General features: G+C 38.5%; 14 protein-coding genes. 6 read left to right on the forward strand and 8 right to left on the reverse strand.

All coding sequences use genetic code 11. The annotated features are described in order from the left end of the window. Positions 1-103 precede the first annotated feature (103 nt). The 5 genes from MKZ26_RS04050 to MKZ26_RS04070 all read right to left on the reverse strand — a co-directional run bounded on the left by MKZ26_RS04050 (position 104) and on the right by MKZ26_RS04070 (position 5362). Positions 104-1135 carry a zinc-binding dehydrogenase gene (locus MKZ26_RS04050; protein ID WP_340764565.1) on the reverse strand — a complete coding sequence of 344 codons (1032 nt, stop codon included), beginning with the start codon at positions 1133-1135 and terminating at the stop codon, positions 104-106. Between the two features lie 39 nt (positions 1136-1174). Further along, the gene (locus MKZ26_RS04055) at positions 1175-2434 is read right to left on the reverse strand and encodes a galactitol-specific PTS transporter subunit IIC (protein ID WP_340764567.1); all 1260 of its coding nucleotides are present in this window, start codon (positions 2432-2434) and stop codon (positions 1175-1177) included. An 80-nt stretch (positions 2435-2514) separates the two neighbouring features. Further along, positions 2515-2793 (reverse strand): PTS sugar transporter subunit IIB, encoded by a 279-nt coding sequence (locus MKZ26_RS04060; RefSeq protein ID WP_340764569.1) that lies wholly within the window; start codon positions 2791-2793, stop codon positions 2515-2517. Continuing rightward, positions 2793-3278, reverse strand: a complete 486-nt coding sequence (locus MKZ26_RS04065) for a PTS sugar transporter subunit IIA (RefSeq protein WP_340764571.1) — start codon at positions 3276-3278, stop codon at positions 2793-2795. Before MKZ26_RS04065 ends, MKZ26_RS04060 begins: the two co-directional genes overlap by 1 nt. Positions 3279-3301: 23 nt before the next feature. Further along, entirely contained in the window at positions 3302-5362 is a 2061-nt protein-coding gene (locus tag MKZ26_RS04070) for a BglG family transcription antiterminator (RefSeq protein WP_340764573.1), read from the reverse strand. Positions 5363-5834: 472 nt separating this feature from the next. On the opposite strand from MKZ26_RS04070, the gene MKZ26_RS04075 reads away from it, so the two are divergent. Next, positions 5835-6194: a collagen-like protein gene (locus MKZ26_RS04075; RefSeq protein ID WP_340764574.1), complete on the forward strand. Its 360-nt coding sequence runs from the start codon at positions 5835-5837 to the stop codon at positions 6192-6194. Positions 6195-6376: 182 nt separating this feature from the next. Here MKZ26_RS04075 and purU read toward each other — a convergent pair whose 3' ends face one another. Further along, positions 6377-7285, reverse strand: a complete 909-nt coding sequence (gene purU / locus MKZ26_RS04080; RefSeq protein ID WP_340764576.1) for a formyltetrahydrofolate deformylase — start codon at positions 7283-7285, stop codon at positions 6377-6379. Between the two features lie 344 nt (positions 7286-7629). On the opposite strand from purU, the gene MKZ26_RS04085 reads away from it, so the two are divergent. Next, the gene (locus MKZ26_RS04085; protein ID WP_082786555.1) at positions 7630-7785 is read left to right on the forward strand and encodes a DUF1540 domain-containing protein; all 156 of its coding nucleotides are present in this window, start codon (positions 7630-7632) and stop codon (positions 7783-7785) included. A gap of 1273 nt (positions 7786-9058) precedes the next feature. Then, positions 9059-9466 (forward strand): DUF4395 domain-containing protein, encoded by a 408-nt coding sequence (locus tag MKZ26_RS04090; RefSeq protein WP_340764578.1) that lies wholly within the window; start codon positions 9059-9061, stop codon positions 9464-9466. A 116-nt stretch (positions 9467-9582) separates the two neighbouring features. Here the strand turns inward: MKZ26_RS04090 and MKZ26_RS04095 are convergent, their stop codons facing one another. Continuing rightward, positions 9583-10059: a DUF1641 domain-containing protein gene (locus tag MKZ26_RS04095; protein ID WP_340764580.1), complete on the reverse strand. Its 477-nt coding sequence runs from the start codon at positions 10057-10059 to the stop codon at positions 9583-9585. A 6-nt stretch (positions 10060-10065) separates the two neighbouring features. Continuing rightward, positions 10066-13002, reverse strand: a complete 2937-nt coding sequence (gene fdhF / locus MKZ26_RS04100) for a formate dehydrogenase subunit alpha (RefSeq protein ID WP_340764581.1) — start codon at positions 13000-13002, stop codon at positions 10066-10068. A 260-nt stretch (positions 13003-13262) separates the two neighbouring features. On the opposite strand from fdhF, the gene MKZ26_RS04105 reads away from it, so the two are divergent. The 3 genes from MKZ26_RS04105 (at position 13263) to MKZ26_RS04115 (ending at position 15912) form a co-directional block, all read left to right on the forward strand. Further along, positions 13263-13622 carry a DUF2294 domain-containing protein gene (locus tag MKZ26_RS04105; protein ID WP_340764583.1) on the forward strand — a complete coding sequence of 120 codons (360 nt, stop codon included), beginning with the start codon at positions 13263-13265 and terminating at the stop codon, positions 13620-13622. Then, positions 13623-14438 (forward strand): formate dehydrogenase accessory sulfurtransferase FdhD, encoded by an 816-nt coding sequence (gene fdhD / locus MKZ26_RS04110; protein WP_340764585.1) that lies wholly within the window; start codon positions 13623-13625, stop codon positions 14436-14438. Between the two features lie 187 nt (positions 14439-14625). Further along, positions 14626-15912, forward strand: a complete 1287-nt coding sequence (locus tag MKZ26_RS04115) for an L-lactate MFS transporter (protein WP_340764587.1) — start codon at positions 14626-14628, stop codon at positions 15910-15912. Positions 15913-16042 lie beyond the last annotated feature (130 nt).

Raw genomic sequence — 16042 nt, forward strand, 5'->3', positions numbered from 1 at the left:
CTCTAGAAATGTATCTGTCATTACTAATTCATCCTCATTTCTGTATTATGTGAACAGCTTTATTAAAGGCCACTGATGCTTGACCTTAAACCAGTACATATATCTATTTTATAGGAGTTAATAATACTTTAATTGCTTCTCCACTTTTTATCGCTTGATAGGCTTCATCCCACCGTGTGATATCAAACTCATGTGTTACCAACGCCTTGGCATTCACTAAGCCATCATTCATTAGAGCAAGCGATGGTTCCCAGTCAGCTGATTTTTGACTTCGGCTTCCTACAACACGAATTTCTTTTTGGATGATTTTTTCAAGATCAAACTGGATTTCTGGCTGAGCAAAAATCCCAATTTGGCAATACTGTCCTTTTTTACGTAACAAATCAAGTCCTTGTTTAGTTGCAGGAACCGCACCGGAACATTCAAATACTACATGAGCACCATAGCCATCCGTCAAACTGTTGACGAGTTCTTTAAGATTTTCTTCCTGTGTATTCACAGTATAGTCAATCCCTAGCTCCTTAGCTTTGTCTAGACGTACTTTATCGTTTGTTAAACCAGTGATTATTACAGTAGCACCTTGGCTTTTAGCAACTTGTGCAGTTAGCAACCCGATCGGACCTGGTCCAATGACAATTGCAATATCCCCTTGAGTAATCCTTGTTTTTGCAACCGCATGATGTGTACATGCTAATGGCTCAGTCATTGCTGCTGATTGGTAATCTACGTTTTCAGGAATATGATGAACGCTTTCTTTACGAGCGATTAAATAATTTGTAAATCCGCCATCTTGTTGTGTTCCTAACCCTTTGCGATGGTTGCAAAGATTATAATCTTCAGACTTACAATATTCACATTCACCGCAAATATAGAAAGTAGTTTCAGAAGTTACGCGATCGCCAAGTTTAAACTCCGTAACCCCTTCTCCTACTTCAACGACCTCTCCGGAAAATTCATGCCCTAATGTAACAGGCACCGCTACTTTGTAATGCCCTTCATAGGTATGGATATCAGATCCACAAATCCCGGCATACTTCACTTCGATTTTCACTTGATCCTTGCCAGGGGTAGGCTCCGGTTTATCTTGAATTTCAAGATTTCCAAATCCATGTTCCGTTTTCACTAATGCTTTCATCTGAATTCCTCCTATCCTACTTCTGTTCCTGCATTTGAGTTAGTTAAAAAGGCTAAAGAGTTTATAAATGACCCAGTTCACAATGTTTCCACCTTGGTCAAGACTTGAGATCATTGCTGAACCTTCAGGCATATTAAAGTCACTCTTCATGGCCATTTCCGTGAACATTGGCGCGATATCTGTTGCGATGTATAAAGAAATCGCGATCATGATTGCACCGACGATTACAGAATGAATGATATTTCCTCTAGCTGCTCCAACGATGAATGCGACAATAAACGGAATTGTTGCCAAGTCACCAAACGGAAGTACTTGGTTACCCGGTAAAAGAACCGCCATAACAACCGTAATCGGAACTAAAATCAATGCTGTTGAAATGACTGATGGATGTCCGAGTGCTACCGCAGCATCCAATCCGATATAAATTTCACGATCACCAAATCGTTTATTCAACCATTCACGTGCGGATTCGGATACAGGTAGTAACCCTTCCATTAAGATCTTAACCATACGTGGCATTAACACCATTACTGCAGCCATTGCCATACCGATTTCAATTACTTCACCAGCACTATATCCTGCCAATGCACCAATCGCTGCACCAAGGAATAACCCGATGAAAATCGATTCTCCAAAAATACCAAAACGTTTTTGAATAGTTTCTGGATCTGCATTCCAGTTCTTCAAAACTGGAACTTTTTGAATTAATTTAACTAAAAAGATACCTGGCGCATAAGAAATTGTACTGCCCGTCGCGATAGAGATACCTGGAAGATCGTAGAATTCACTCATCATAGGTGCTGTCCAATCTGCAACTTTAAGACAGATGACCTGGAATAGAACCGCTGCGATCAAGCCTTGGATAATGCTGCCTGAAATCGCATAGACCATTGAAGCCATGAAAGTATAGTGCCAGAAATTCCAAATATCCACGTTCATTGTTTTTGTTGTTTTCGTAACAAGCATGACAACGTTTACAAATAATCCAAGTGGAATGATAAAAGCCGCTACAACTGATGCCCATGCTATGGATGATGATGCAGGCCAACCAACGTCAATGACATTCAAATTTACTCCCAAACGTTCGACCATACCTTGTGCTGCAGGTCCGAGGTTCATAACAAGCAAGTCTATCACTAAGAAAATACCAACAAATGCAACCCCGATTGTTAAACCAGAACGAAAAGCCTTACCTGGTTTTTGACCGAAAAATAAACCTAATAAAAAGATAGCAACAGGTAAGATTACAGTTGCTCCTAGGGCTAAAAAGCCTTGTATAAAATCAACAAATCCTTGCATTCCTCATTCTCCTGACATTTTAAAGTAAATCTCGATTCCTACTAGAGAAATCGAGATTGTGTTAGATGTAATATGATGATTTATTTTTGTAGTTCATCCAAAATTTGTTTTTTTGTATCTTCCATACCGATCCCAGTTAAGAACGCACGTGCATTTATTACTGGAAATGGATACTCTGTCTTCGTCATTGCAGTTGTTACTAATAGATCGGCTGTATCTACATGGCTACCAACTTCAGTAATTTTGATTTGAACTAAGTTAACTTTAATTTTATGTTCTTTTGCCATTTCTTCAATTGCGTTATTTACAACTGTTGATGTTGCAATTCCCGCTCCACAAGCTACTAATACCTTTTTCATTATTGTCCACCTCCTTCCAAAGTAAAGTTTAATTTATTCGCCAATAAATCAATGATTTTTGTTTTATCTTTTTCACTTGCTAGAAGTTGCAATGTTTTTTCATCTTGGAAGATTTGCATTAAATTCTGCAATAAACTAAGTTGTGAATCTTCTTTATCCATTGCTAACATAAAGACTAACTTAACAGGTGTCGTTTCATCTGGATCACCCATCACACCGAACTCGACTGGTTCTTTTAAAACTGCTACGCTTATTGTTTTCTTATTTACATGTATTGAGTCTGTGTGTGGAATCGCTACAGATACTCCAAGTGTCGGTAATCCTGTTGCATATTCTTTTTCCCTGGCAATCACTGCATCCTTAAAGGTTTCTTTCACTAACCCTTTTTCTTCTAGATTTGTAGCCATTGCACTTAAAACATCTTCTTTTGTAGTACCTTCTAAACCCAATAGAATAATAGATTCATTAAGATATAAATCGTTCATTTTTCGTACCCCCATAATCCCAATTAATCAATCGAATATTTTTTTATTATGTCATATATTTCTTCATTTGATTGCGCTTCAATAATCGCGTTTCGATCTTTCTCGGACGCTGCAAGTTTCATCAATTGCATCAACGCTCTAAAATGTTGTTGCTTATCTTTTGCAGCAATTATTACCACCAAATTAATGAAGTGATTTTCTCCGAATTTAACTCCCTCTTGCAATCTCAATAAACTCATCGAAACATCATTTACACCTTCATCGGGAGCTGCGTGCGGAATTGCAAGATTAGGTGCTATAACAATATATGGATCTTCTTCACCATAGTTAATAATTGCTTCCACATACTTTGGATCAATATGACCACTTTCAACGATCGGCTTGGCACCTATCCGAATTGCTTCCGCCCACGATGTAACCGAATTCATCAAAGTAATATTACTTGGTGTTATTAAATCGCTTAAGTTAGTAGCTGTATGTTCAGGTTCCCGATTGATAACAGATATCTTATTGTCTCGATTCACATACTCATATAATTCTTTTTCCAACAGCAGTTCAGTTTCAATAACTGCATGTTTTTTCACGATATCAATGATTTCTTCAATATTCACTTCAAAAGGGATATACCCATGTAACTCGAGCAAAACTTGTTTTCTTAACCGATACTTCTCACCCCGTTCAAGAAGCGAACTAGCCAGAAATAGTTTTTTATCTGTTTCCAAGAAAATTGGGGAGAATACGATATCATAATCTAAATCAAAATTGTAAAATTCTCTAACCGACAATGAATCCAAAAAGACAAACTCCGGAAACAACTCACGTAATTCACTAAACATTAATCGTGAAACAGAAACACCTTTAGGACAAACGACAATCGCTTTTATTTTTTCTTGGAGACTATCACCTTGTTTTCTTAACCATCCGCCTATTAACATGGTTAAAAAGGCTGTTTCACTGTCAGGAATATCACTTCCGATTAACTCGGCAAGCGGTTTTGTAGATTGGCCTACAAGATGGTGCAACTCTTTGTACTTTTTACTTATCAATGTATGTCCGACATCATTCACTTCAGTTAGCTGATATTTAATCCTATAGTAGGCTGGCTTCACATGAAGTAAAAGTTTAGTCAATAATTGTTTTCTATCCTGCAAATAGATTGCTGCGCTTTTTTCAAACAAACGCAACATATCATCTAATGCTTGCACTAAATTAGGAATTGTTTCCTCTATTAAAGATTCAGACCAATACACATTTGCGGTAAGTAAATGTAATGTAATGAATAAACGCTCTTGCACTGGAATATCCTCAAAATCGAATAATATTTCTTCGGTTGCCCTGTGCTCCTTCGTGTCTGATATCTCCTCGTATTTAATTGAAAATGAGGTTTTCATAACGTTCGATTTCACTCTGCGTAATACTAATATAAGTGTAAAAGGTAATGTCTCAATTTTTTCATCCGTGAATTTCAAGTTTAATTTGTTTTCAACCTTTTCAAGTCGAATTCTCAATTCTTCCAATTCAATTTCTTTAATACCCACTAATTCCCTTAGCCGAAGTTTTCCATTTGGCATTTCTAGTACTTTATAAATGATGTTTATTAACAGTTTTCGAATGAAAAACTCTTCACCTTCTATTAAATAGCCATCTCTTCTAGAATAACGAATAACAAGATCATATTCAGCAACCCATTTACGGGCTTCGTTTAAATCACTTAGGATTGTATTTTTGCTGACATCTAATTCACTGGTAAAATGAATAAGTGAAAGATCCTCATTTTTACTCAAAAGCATAAGGATAATCATGTAAACACGTTGTGTCTCAGAAATAATGTTCTTATTTGATGAAACAACGACTTTCTCATTGCTATAATTCGAAAAAATTGTATGATCAATTATAAAATGACCCTGTCTCGTTCGTTCAATAACAGGAAGGTTTTTAGCTTGTAGCATGTCATTGATTTTATCGAAACTGTACCCTAGCTGCCTACGGGTTAAACGGTATTTCTCTTCCAGTCCTTTACTTGTAGTTCCAGGGTTGCCCATCAATTCTTCAAAAATCATGCGACTTCGACTATCGAACTGCATACTCGCCCTCCTTTTGTTGATTGTAGCATGACTAATCCAAATGTTGTACAATATTCCGTCACAATTAGACCGCATTTTAATGTACATCATTGCGCTTAACAAATATTAACTTAAAATCCTAATGGTATATGAAGGTGTCTGCTGCATTACTGATATTGTAGTTAAGTTAAACAGCTGTACATTTCAGAATATAGCGCACGAAAAAATCAGCCATTTAACTAACTTGGCTGATTTTGATTTTAATTCTATAGAGTAGTATATCTAACTGATTTAACCGATGTTTATAATCAGTTCGATGAGGTTCAAGTAAATACTCACGTTACTCCTATACTAGCTCTCTCCCCTAGTAGACAGTCGCGTTATATTCTTCACTTGCTTAATTTCGAATAAGGTAGCACTTTACTAACCAGGTTCCAATATACGATTCTCACATATACTACTAGGTATATATCGAAAAAGGAGGCACTCAATTTTGACTGATAATCAGTTTCCAGTCCCGCACAATCCCAATAACTCGGAACTCCCCTTTGGACAGCCACATTATCCAAAAAATCAAGAACAAGTTCAATTTACGAAACAAGGTGCAGCACCGACCAATCCACCGCCATCTACTATCCCAAAACAACAAACTGGACCACTTTCAATAGATCCAGGCGCGCTACGAGGTTGCTTATATCGCGATACTTACCTACGTCTCGTAAACCGAACATCATTTTGGTTTCATCCAACTTACATCGATTATTTTACAACCACGGGTTTTAAATGGGATGGCTATGCATGGCTTCCATGGAGAATAGACTTGGATAAAATCATATCTTTTCAGTGCACATAGTAATAATTCAATAAATAAAAAGGACCAGTTTCTACTAAACACGACATTGTAATCATTCGTGTTTAATTGAGAAATTGGCCTTATTTATTATGTCGTTACATTGACTTACATACTGATTCCAGGCGCTATGAAGCTAGATTCCTTAACTATTTAAAATCTGTACCAAACGCAAAAAACCAATATTAATGAAACACAATCGTTTTGTTACCTTCGACAATAATTCGATTTTCGAGGTGCCACTTTACAGCTTTTGCAAGAACACGTCGCTCAATTCGACTTCCAATTTTTTTCAAATCTATTACGTCGTCACGATGATCTACACGCTCGATATCCTGTTCAATTATTGGACCTTCGTCAAGATCGTTTGTTACATAATGGGAAGTAGCCCCTATCAGTTTCACACCACGATCATATGCCCGTTCATATGGTCGGGCTCCAATAAACGCCGGCAAGAAAGAGTGATGAATGTTAATGATTCGATGTTGAAAATGATTTACAAAGTCAGGCGTAAGAATTTGCATATAGCGAGCAAGAATTAGTAAATCAACACTATATTCTTCCATTAGGCGAATCTGTTCTTCTTCTACTTTTTTCCGAATGTCCTTATTGGCAGGAATATAGTGAAAAGGAATTCCTAAAGATTCGACCATCTCCCGTGCGTCCTCATGGTTACTTACAACGACTACAATATCTGTGTCCAAGTCACCATTTTGCCATTCCCACAAAAGTTCAATCAAACAATGTGGCTCTTTTGAAACAAAAATAGCTGTCCGCTTCCGTTCACTTTCGTAAGCAAAGTGGTAATCCATAGAATGATTGGTAGCAATTTCCTCAAAATCACTTTCCATTTGCGCTGACTTTTCTTTCAAATTTTCACAGTAAAATTCCATTCGAATAAAAAAGTTTCCCTTTTCGGGATCATTCGAATACTGACTTGATTCAATGATATTCGAATCATGATTAAGTAAAAATGTCGACAACATCGATACAATTCCAGGTTTATCCGGACATTTTACTAACAGTCGCCCCCGATTTTCACTTTGATTTCCCTGTTGCTTCAATTTCATTTCAACTTCTGTTTTAATAGACATTTACGAACAGCTCCTAATGATAATCATGCTATATGTGTTGAAATAAAGAACTCCATTGAACTAACTATATCGCTAAGGATACTTCCCGCCCCATGCTAACTTGCTTCGCTGCAGCATTAGGACTTCGGCTACACCTTGTAAGGTGCCCTCATTCAGTTTATATAGGGTATTCGTTTATTCAACTACTATAGTTAATATTATTGGTCATACTACGCGCTTGAGCAATGTTTTCAATTGTACCCCATTTTTTAAAATCATGATAGTTTTCTTAATGAATGATTTTAAAAGAAAAAAGTATCAATCCTCTGTTTTTGCTCATCATAATAAAAAGGAGGTGTGATACTATGGCTCAAGAAATTCTTTGCGAAGTGAGTAACTGTAAATTCTGGGGTCCCGGAAACAAATGTAAAGCGAATTCTATCTACGTAGTCAGCCAAAAAGGAAAAAAAGCAACAAGTAGTGAAGAAACGGATTGTAAAACATTCGTGCCAAGAGATTGAATGACGACGTATTCGATTATTTATAATTTAGTTCAAGCTTAGTATCATGCACTGTGGAAAGCGCCAGATTCTAAAGCAATTCTGACTGTTTTGGAATCTGGTGTCTTTCATTTTCTTGAATAATTAACAATTTATAACGTGTTTATTTACATAAATCGGATTACTCGCAATGGCGACATTAATGGCAACAACTGGTTCAGCATATAACATACTTGCAACTGAACCCGTCTCTCCCAATGAAAGTTCCGTAGCCCATGTAACATAAGCAGTTGCCTCCGGAAAACCTCCAAATAAATAGTCGACAAATTTGCTTCATTTGTAGCACCCTGAATGCCTTGTAAGAGACCTGGGAAGTAAATGAAGAATGGCAGTTCCTCCCCAAGTGAAGTATGTGGTTATTTCATTGGTACGATAACATCTCAATAGTGATTTTTGGAAAACGAAGAAAAAAGATTTTACAATAGATGCGTTCAAAATGAAAAAAACTCCTTTTGAAATAGTGAAAGATGTTCCCTTAGTTCCAACTGTAATGAGAACAATTTCGATAATACCGACAAACATCCCCGTGAGAGTACTTTACCGCTCTTTCAGAAATATGACAGCTATCAATGCTGTTGCAGAAGCAATGAACATTTCTGCGGCACCTGCAGACACCGTCACTTCTTCTATATATAACTCCCCAGTGATAGACACTAATCCCAATCCAACCAAGTAAACCTATCTTTAGAATATCCTCTTTTTTAGGTAACCGGAATTTAGTTCCAGACCAGAGGGCATAAATAACGAAAACGCTAGATGCTATTAAAAAGCGAGTATTTATCAAATTGCTCAGTGAATATCCACTTAGTAAACTAGCACGTATAGCGGCGAACCTGATCCCCATACAATGACTGTAAACAGCGCGAGTAAAAAAGCTTTTTTATTCATTCATACAGTAATCATTTCCTAAAATCATTTTTCAGCTTTGTACATCTAGAGCTGATAGTCGACCTTCATCTCATTCCTGTAATTTTAACTAATAAAGGAAGATAGAATATTCATACAAGACACTGAATAGAATCACAAGTTAAAGTCAATCGAAATATAATTGAGTTCTTTTTTATGCATGGTAACCTTGAACTTCAATTTTAGCTAAATACCAAAAATCGCTTCTACTTTTCACTAAGAAGTTATAGAAGTCCATTTACACTATTTTTATTCCTCTTACTCATGTACATTCCGGTCACCATAACATATAATTGTATAAAATCCAATTAGAATAGTAGGTTTTAATGTGAAAACAATACCAAAACCTTTAGTAATGGCAAATCAATGGACGATTGTTTTGACTGTAATTATTGCACTTCTAACACAGTCAGCTTGGATATTACTCATTCCATTAATCGCAAATCTTTCAAGTTTATTGACGGGATTTCATCCGATTTTAGTACTTATTAAGCGTTTTTTAGTTAAACCGGCTAATCAATATATTCAAGAAGACTACGCGCAGTTACGATTTAACCAATGGTTGGCTGTCGGATTTTTATTCGTTGCATGCGTAAGCTTTTTATTGAATTGGACTATATTATTTAATATCGCTACGACGATGGTTGGCATAGCCGCACTCATCGCAATTCTGGGTTTTTGCATAGGTTGCTTTGTACGCTTTCAATACCAACAATGGAGCTATCGACGTAATTAAGTACTGTGTAACACAAATTGAAATCAGCCATTAACATGTATGGCTGATTTCAATTTATTTGTGTGTAATCGAGACGTATTACTGGTACTTTTTCGAACCTTCTCCTACTTGTTATCTTATTCTAACCCTTTTCCCATCCCTTTCAGAAAATCCAGTCCAAATTTTACTGCACGGTTCGTATCAGGATCATTTAATGCAGTCATCAATTGAAAAATGCTTACTTTTTGCCCATTACCGCTATAGAGCTCAGCTTCATGCAATCCACTTTTAACGCTCGCAGCAAGTTTCGCTGTAACATCAGGGTCAATAGATGAAATCACACTAGTTGCATATAGCACATGGTTGATAATATTGGTTACTGGGTCACGTGATGCTTGGTCTACTGCAATTTTCGCGATATCATCCTTTGCTTTCACCATCGCCTTCAGTGCATCGAAGACGCCTGCGTCATCCAACTCCCCAGTAATTTCAAGTATTTTATTGAGTGCCTGGTCTTGTTTGGCAATTAATGACTGTAGCTCACCCAGTTTATTCTGTTTGATTTCTTGTGGTGTCAGTTCGTTCCATTTAATAGAAGTAATTGGTGCCGCCATCGTATATCACCTTTCTTTCTTAGCTTCAGTTAATTGTATATATCCTGGACGCGCCCATTTCCGCTCCACTTCAACACCATTTTGTGGGTGACGCTCTTTATTACGATGGTTTGACTTAGGCAACGGGTTTTCGCCTTCTTTTCGAAGTACTTCCATTCGTACCATCGTCTGTTTATACGCTGGTGTATTCGTGCGCTGATCGACTGCAGGTCCGGTTAGGAAATTAATGGCTGATTCTTTTTCAACTGAGTTCATCGGCAAGAACAATTCATTTTTCTTTACACGGTCCGTTACGAGTGCTGGTAATTTTAATGCGCCATATGGCGAAATCAAGCGTACAAGGGAACCACTTAACACACCACGCTCTTTCGCAAGTTCCGGTGAAACTTCAACGAAAACCTCCGGCACTTTCTTCTGAATTCCATCCGATTTATTCGTCATATTGCCTTCGTGGAAATGTTCTAGCAAACGCCCGTTATTGATGTGGAGGTCATATTCTAAGGGAAACTCAACAGGTTCCACCCAGTCAGACAGAGCAAAACGTGCCTTTTTATCAGGGAAATTAAATCCGTCCACGTACAACAGCGGTGTACTTTCGCCATCCAAACTTCCCCATAAGAAGCTGTCCCAATCTTCCATTACGCTATAATCAGCTTGTCTAAATAACGGTGAAAGGCTAGCCATTTCCGCAAAAATCTCACTCGGATGACTGTAGTTCCATTCTGCACCTAGACGGTTAGCGATTTCCTGTACAATCCACCAGTCCGCGCGTGCGTCTCCCAATTCCGGAAGTGCTTTGTATAAACGCTGCACACGTCTTTCCGTATTTGTAAATGTTCCGTCTTTTTCAAGTGATGGAACCGCCGGTAAAATGACATCTGCATATTGCGCAGTTCTTGAGAAGAAAATATCCTGCACAACGAGAAAGTCGAGCTTAGACAAGACATCGTGTACATAGTTCGCATTAGAATCGACGAGCGCCATATCTTCACCAACTATATACATGGCTTTCATGATTCCAGCATCGACGGAGTGTAGCATCTGAATATTATCAAGTCCGGGCTTATTATGGATTTTCACGCCGTATGCCTTTTCGAACTTCTGACGTGCCTTATCATCAGTGACGTGTTGATAGCCTGGTAACCATCCTGGTAGCGATCCCATATCACATGCACCCTGTACGTTATTATGTCCACGTAGCGGATAAGCCCCAGCACCAGGACGTCGATAATTACCTGTCGCAAGTAACAAATTGGAGATTGCGGCGGAAGTATCCGATCCACCAGTATTTTGTGTGACACCCATCCCCCAAAGAATACAAGTACCGTCTGCATCACGAATCATTTCCGCTGTCTTGATTAGCATATCCCTTGATACACCACATACTGTTTCAGCATAGTCGAGTGTATATTTCTCAAGAACTTCTTTGAATTCACCCAAGTAATGGACATTTTCATCAATAAACGACTGATCGTGCCATCCTTTATCAATCATGTATTTTGTCACTGCCATGAGCCACACTTGATCAGTTCCCTGCTTCGGACTTATAAAGATATCAGAGCGGTCAGCCATTTCATTTTTTCGCAAATCGGCGACAATTAATTTTTGTCCGTGCAGCTTATGTGCACGCTTCACACGAGTGGCCAGAACTGGATGTCCTTCAGCTGGATTAGCCCCGACAATAATGACAAGTCCAGCCTTCGCTATGTCTTTAATAGTTCCAGCGTCTCCGCCCATCCCTACTGTACGGAATAGACCGTCTGTCGCTGGTGACTGACAATAGCGTGAGCAGTTATCAACGTTATTTGTTTCAAATACTTGACGTGCTAATTTTTGAATCACATAGTTTTCCTCATTTGTAATCTTCGAAGATGAAATGATGCCCACAGCTTCTTTTCCATACTCTTTTTTTATTGTACCTAGTTTCGAAGCAACAAGGTCAAGCGCTTCTTCCCACGTAGCTTCAACAAAAGAATCGCCTTTTCGGATAAGTGGTGTCGTAATTCGTTCCTCGCTGTTGACGAAATCCCACCCGAATTTCCCTTTTATACATGTCGAAATCGCGTTGACTGGCGCATCTGAAACGGGTTGGATTTTCAAAATTTTTCTATCTTTCGTCCACACTTCAAATGAGCACCCAACACCGCAGAATGTACATACTGTTTTCGTTTTCTTCGTCCTCGTATCGCGCATCGCCGATTCAACATCTGAGACGGCCATAATGCCGCTATACCCCGGCTCAACATCTTTGACAAGTTCAATCATCGGCGTCAGGATTTCCTCTTTTAGCCCGGTCATGAATCCGGCTTCACCAAGCATTGATTTTTCCATTAGTGCATTGCATGGGCATACGGTAACACAGTGACCGCAGCCTACACAAGATGAGTCATTAATTTTCGCCCCCCCATCCCACAGAACAATTGGACGGTCCCTCTCCCAATCAATCGATAAGGTTTCATTTACCTGTAAATTTTGACATACTTCAACACACTGGCCGCAAGCAATGCACTGATTTGGGTCGTAACGGTAAAATGGGTGTGTAAAATCAACACTTTCCTGTGTGCATTTTGGTTCATATGGATATTTTTGATGTTCGATTTCCATCATATCCACCGTATTATGTATTTTACAGTTGCCATTATTGTTGTCACACACTGTACAATACAAAAGGTGATTTTCTAGAATTCGATCCATTGCCTCCGTCTGGGCTTCTTTAGCACGAGTTGAAGCCAGCTCTACGCTCATTCCAGAGACAGCTTTTGTTGAACAAGCACGCATTAGACGGCCATCTACTTCCAAGATACACGTATCACATGTCTCAATTGGGTCCACTTCAGGTAAGTAACATATTTGCGGATGATCAATTTGATATTGATTGATCACCTCAAGAATCGTCTTGCCTTCCACGAAGTCATAATTGGAACCGTTAATCTTGATTGGCATGTATGCGCCTCCTTTTTTATAAATAAAAAACCACCATGAAAAAATACACCGACTTGACAAGTGCACTTTCATAGTGGAATAGTCTTCTAACAGGACATGTTAAACTACCAATCCATATTTCTATTTACCGTTCGATAATGCCACAGCAGTTCATACTGTAACACCTCTTAGACACTAGTATATTTTAAGTTGAGAGAATAAACAATCTATTTTTCGGCTTTTGAACTATTTTCTTTTACCTACGGAGGAGGAATAAATACATGTTAAAAAGAATACATGATTTTAATGATATTATCAGAAAGCTACGCAAAGACTTATTCGGGAAGGGACCTGAAAGAATCCACACGGTTTTTGTTGATAATATGATTATTTCAACACTCTATGGGAACTTGACTCCTACTGAAAAATTTATTGCCAGTACAGCTGAAGGAAAAGAAATGATCCATGCTGCAAGAACTAGAATGATTCAAGATGTCTATCAAAAAGCACCACCCGATGGCATGGAAGAACTCGTCGGGGCTAAATTTGTCCACCTTTTCTCAGACATCAAATTGGAAGAGGACATTGCAATTTCCGTATTTCTTTTCGACCGGCAAATTGAACACAAGGGGGGAAAGTAGATGGAACAAGATAAGAAACGGACTGTTTTTCGATACTCAAATGGATATTTCTCGAAAAAGGAAGACCAAATTGTAGTCGAACACCCCGTCACTATCAAAATCAATGACCAAGAATTTGCAACAATCGTTTGCTCGCCCGAGTACATCGAAGACATGGCGGTCGGTTTTTTGGCATCTGAAGGCGTCATCCCAAAGTATGAAGATATCAAAGACATTTCTCTACAGGAAGAACTGGGAATTGTCCATATCAAAACGGACAAGATGTATCCTTTTTACGAAAAATTGCTAAACAAACGCTACATCACCTCCTGTTGCGGCATGAGCCGACAAGGTTTTGTGTTTGCTAACGATGCATTAACAGTGAAAAGAATGACAGGAACCCATGTAACGCTTACCCCGGAAGATTGCTTTTTTCTGATGGAGCAAATGGATCAATCAGCAGACATGTTTCACAAAACTGGAGGTGTCCATAATGCAGCACTTTGTGATCCTACTGGCATTGTACTGTCAAGGATGGATATTGGCAGACATAATGCTTTAGATAAAATTTACGGTCATTGTTTAAGAAATACTATTTCAGTAAAAGACAAAATAATTGTGTTTAGTGGCCGTATCTCATCGGAGATTTTATTGAAAGTGGCAAAAATCGGCTGTGAAATTGTGCTTTCAAAATCAGCCCCTACTGAATTGGCATTGACACTCGCAGATGAACTCGGAATTACTACAGTCGGATTTATACGGCAAAATTCATTCAACCTGTACACTCACCCGGATCGGATCATTATCGAAGAAAACAACAATATTTTTCTACACTAAAAAAAACATTCGTGACAAAATTGGCAATGAATGCTAAGATGACTGAAATGTCTAACATTACCACATTATACATCTTTCATGTAAATAAAAGGCTATTTAAATATAGGGCTCAGCTGCTAGAAATTACCTTTGGGGATTACAGGTTTATATCTGTTTAATTTCATATTTTCATAAAGGGGGAAAAGGTTTGAAGGGGAAGAAAACGAAGAACAGGTGGTTGATTGCCGCATCCGCAGTTGGTATTCATATTTCTATCGGCTCCGTATATGCTTGGAGCAATTTTACAAATCCATTAATCGATCAGTTTGGTTGGTCCACAAGTCAAGTACAACTCACATTCAGTATCGCCATTCTATTTTTGGGGCTGTCTGCAGCATTTCTTGGTCACTTCGTGGAGAAATATGGACCTAGAAAAGCGGGAATCATGGCAGCTATTTGTTTTGGCTCGGGTGTAATTGGTTCCGGTTTTGCTGTAAGCGCTTCCTCGCTTCCATTACTATATTTATTTTATGGGGTACTGGGAGGGATTGGGCTTGGCGTTGGTTACATTGCGCCAGTTTCCACTCTTGTAAAATGGTTCCCTGACCGCCGTGGACTTGCGACCGGTCTTGCCATTATGGGATTCGGTTTTGCTGCAGCTATTAGTAGCCCAATTATGGAAGCGCTTATTACTTCTGTTGGGCTAAAAAACACATTCTTTATTTTAGGTATTTCTTACTTTTTAGTTATGATTTTATCCTCTTTATATCTTGAGAAGCCTGAAGAAGGCTGGGCACCCGCTGGATTTATTGAAAAAGTTAAAGCAGGAAAAATCGAACAAAAGAGAGACTTGGCACAATTGACAGCGAATGAAGCAGTGAAAACCAAACGTTTTTACTATTTATGGCTAATGCTCTTTATTAATGTCACATGTGGCATTGGTATATTATCAGCCGCAAAACCACTCGCAATTGACAGTATCGGTATGACAACTATACAGGCTGCAGCACTCGTTGGGGTCCTCGGTATCTTTAATGGAGCCGGCAGACTTGGCTGGGCGGCTACTTCTGATTATATAGGTAGACAAAACACATATACCACATTTTTTGTAATCCAAATCTTTTTGTTTGCACTATTGCCTTTCACAACAAATGCACTACTATTTCAAATTATGCTCGCAGTCATTTACACATGCTATGGCGGTGGTTTCGCATCCATTCCCGCATACATTGCCGACATTTTCGGAACGAAACAGCTTGGTGCAATCCATGGTTATATACTAACTGCTTGGTCGGCAGCTGGTCTTGCTGGGCCTATGTTCGCTGCATGGATGAAAGATATGACGGGTAGTTACGAAAGCAGCTTGCTCTATTTCGCTGGTTTGTTTGTAGTTGCATTCGTTATTTCCATATTAATCAGAGTTGATATTAGAAAAGTTCAAGTAGAAGGCGAAAAACCCGCACTTAAGCCCTTAGAAAAAGTTGTAAGTGGATGATTATCACTGCCGCAAGTAATCTCGATAACATGGATAGCCACCTCAAATTCTAAATGCTTAAGCAGCTAATCCATCTCTACCTGACAAAACAAGATTGATTTTAACTTCATTTTTTCTTATATAAAAAGAA

The sequence above is a fragment of the Sporosarcina sp. FSL K6-6792 genome, from assembly GCF_038004885.1.
Classification (GTDB): domain Bacteria; phylum Bacillota; class Bacilli; order Bacillales_A; family Planococcaceae; genus Sporosarcina; species Sporosarcina psychrophila.